The sequence below is a fragment of the Chamaesiphon sp. OTE_8_metabat_110 genome, assembly GCF_031382685.1.
Classification (GTDB): Bacteria; Cyanobacteriota; Cyanobacteriia; order Cyanobacteriales; family Chamaesiphonaceae; genus Chamaesiphon.
In genome coordinates this window covers 1-2,602 of the sequence record NZ_JANMZA010000126.1, presented here as the reverse complement: position 1 = coordinate 2,602, position 2,602 = coordinate 1, and the positions used below count along the sequence as shown (strand labels likewise).

Sequence of the window (2,602 nt, the reverse complement as noted above, 5' to 3'; positions counted from 1 at the left end):
CTACATCTAGCAATGGGTAAGGAATACGCAATTTCAATGGCTGGATGTAGTGCGTAAGAGCTACCGATATTGCTGTCGGCTCCCCTACACCGATCGATTTCTGCCCGATCGAGGCGGACTATAATAGAGCTATCACTAGTCGCTAGGCGATCGTCAGGTCATGCGTGAAACCAGTTATGATGTAGTGCTGTATGGTGCCAGCGGCTTTGTAGGTAAGCAAACTGTCCGGTATTTTGCCGAACGTGCTGGCGCAGAGGTACGATGGGCGATCGCGGGTCGAGATCGCCACAAGTTAGAATCAGTCAGGGCAGAAGTAGGCATCACTGTCGATATTCTCGTCGCCGATAGTCAAGATAAGACCGCCATCGACGAGATCGTGTCCCAGACGCGGGTATTATTGAATACGGCTGGGCCATTTGCGCTGTATGGTGATGCGATCGTCGATGCTTGCGTCCGTTACCGTACTCATTATGTCGATATTACAGGCGAAACGCCGTGGGTAAAGGGATTAATCGATCGCTATCATCTGCAAGCTGCTACCGATGGGACGCGGATTATCCCCTGTTGTGGCTTTGATTCTGTCCCTTCCGATTTGGGTGCTTATTTAGTGGTGCGTTATCTCCAGCGCGAACTGGGTACCAACTGTACTCAAGTCAAAGCTTATTATCAGGCGGCTGGTGGTTTTAATGGCGGGACGCTGGCTTCAGCTTTAAATATATTCGATCGCGGCGAACTCGATCTAGTTAGCAATCCGTTCCTGCTCAATCCGCCGGAATCTATCCCCACAGATGTAGACAGACATCGCGATCCCACTTCGCCCCAGTATGATGCCGAGATGGAGACTTGGGTTGCGCCATTTTTCATGGGCGTAGTCAATACGCGGATCGTCCGTCGCAGTCAGGCATTATTCGTTCGCGTAGCGTCTCTGGCAGAGAATCGATGGCAAGAACCTTATGGTACAGATTTTAGCTATCAAGAATACTTCAAATTCGACCCGCCGTGGGCATGGCTTCAGTCTGCGGCAATGGTGGGGGGTATGGCGGTAATTGGGGGCGCGATTGCGATCCCAACGCTGCGCTCTCTCCTCGAATCAATTATCCCCCAAGTTGGGAGCGGGCCGACGGAGCAAACGATGAATGAAGGTTGGTTTCGGTGCGAACTGTTGGGATGGGGCAGCCAGGGGCAACGGGTGCGGGGGCTGATTGCCGATGTAGGCGATCCTGGCAATCGCGCGACGGTGAAATTTGTCTGCGAGTCGGCGTTGTGTTTGGCTGTGGATTTCGACAGGCTGCCAGGAGGGGCGCAGCGGGGTGGGATTTTGACGCCTGCGACTGGATTGGGAGATGTATTGGTAGAACGGCTACAGCGGGCAGGAATGCGGCTGGAAGTAGAGCTATTGCGCTAAACCAGAAAATCGTTAGCAGTCAGTCTTCAAGTTCGCTCAAAACGTTTTACTAGCTATCGCCCGTGAGAGTGAGAAAGCATCAGGCTTGCTGACGATCCGAGCGACTTAGAGACTACCCCTCCTTACACCTTTAGGACTACTTGTGTTTAAAAAACATGGTACTTAAGAGAGAGTTCTTTTATAACTAGCTCCTGTAAATTAGTAAGAAGTCAAGCCGATAAGTTAAATCGGTCGTAAGGCAACTATCACACATCTACTCACTCAAGGAGTTCAAACCATGAAATCATCTTCGATCGCATTGCTCAGTGCGGGCATCTTGGCTACCATCATTTCAGTTGTACCCATGTCCCCCGCTGCCGCTCAAACATCCACAGGTACTGGTACTCAAGGTACTGGCACCACTGGAACTACTACTACTCGTTATGAAAATAATACCAGTGACGACCGAGGTCTGTGGGGCTTGACTGGATTGCTCGGCTTATTCGGATTGATGGGGCGTCGGAAAGAAGAGACTCACAATACTACCCGTCGGGATGACGCACCTGTCTACCGCGACCCTAGCATCCGCTAGTTCTGGCTACTTGTCTCTGTCGTAATTTGGCTCCAAGCCATCACAGTCTGACGAATGTTGAACCAGGAAGCTGTATATAAAAGAGAGTAAGCTGACAAATCCATGCTCACTCTCTTTCGATCTTTTTAGAAACGATCGATTAGCTTTAGCGTAATAAATAGGCTTCGCGATCTTTAAGTGCGGACATCGTAGCGTCCCACGTAAACCGAATCGACTGAAGTGATTCAAATGCAATCCGATCCCGATCGAAAGCGTCGATCGCAATTGCAAATTTTTGATACAGGATCTGCCTGATTTCGTCCAATGATTCTAAATTGTCACAGTTTTTGATATCATCCAGAATCTGAATTAGTTCGGTATTATAGAGATCGCTCCGATTTTTTTGGACGCGGGCAAATTGCTCTTTCAATTGCCATATCCAGGATAGGGCAGCTAAAGTAATTGTGACCAGTAAGCCAATCAGATCGGAATTTTTGCTAAAAAAATCTGGCTCCGAACGATTGTAATAGTTTAATGCGCCAGGGTGAATGGGAATGAGCGATCCGTCCTGACGATCGGGTGGTGAGATCTCATTTGCTAGCGGCATTCTATTTATCAAGACCTGACGGTTTTCATAGACTGTCTTT

At 49.3% G+C, this 2,602-nt stretch carries 2 protein-coding genes and 1 pseudogene; 2 read left to right on the top strand and 1 reads right to left on the bottom strand.

What is annotated here, in order from left to right:
• The first annotated feature begins 160 nt into the window (after positions 1 to 160).
• Together RMO52_RS04460 and RMO52_RS04455 are read left to right on the top strand one after the other, a co-directional pair.
• Positions 161 to 1,405: a saccharopine dehydrogenase NADP-binding domain-containing protein gene (locus tag RMO52_RS04460; protein ID WP_310411256.1), complete on the top strand. Its 1,245-nt coding sequence runs from the start codon at positions 161 to 163 to the stop codon at positions 1,403 to 1,405.
• 277 nt (positions 1,406 to 1,682) lie between these two features.
• Positions 1,683 to 1,976, top strand: a complete 294-nt coding sequence (locus RMO52_RS04455) for a WGxxGxxG family protein (RefSeq protein WP_309737850.1) — start codon at positions 1,683 to 1,685, stop codon at positions 1,974 to 1,976.
• A gap of 145 nt (positions 1,977 to 2,121) precedes the next feature.
• On the opposite strand, the pseudogene RMO52_RS04450 reads toward RMO52_RS04455, so the two are convergent.
• Positions 2,122 to 2,602: pseudogene (locus RMO52_RS04450) on the bottom strand (TRAP transporter substrate-binding protein); the annotation flags it as partial.

Excerpts from the sequence above, each read along its gene's own strand:
- RMO52_RS04460 (WP_310411256.1), top strand. The coding sequence starts at position 161 with ATGCGTGAAACCAGTTATGATGTAGTGCTGTATGGTGCCAGCGGCTTT.
- RMO52_RS04455 (WP_309737850.1), top strand. The coding sequence starts at position 1,683 with ATGAAATCATCTTCGATCGCATTGCTCAGTGCGGGCATCTTGGCTACC.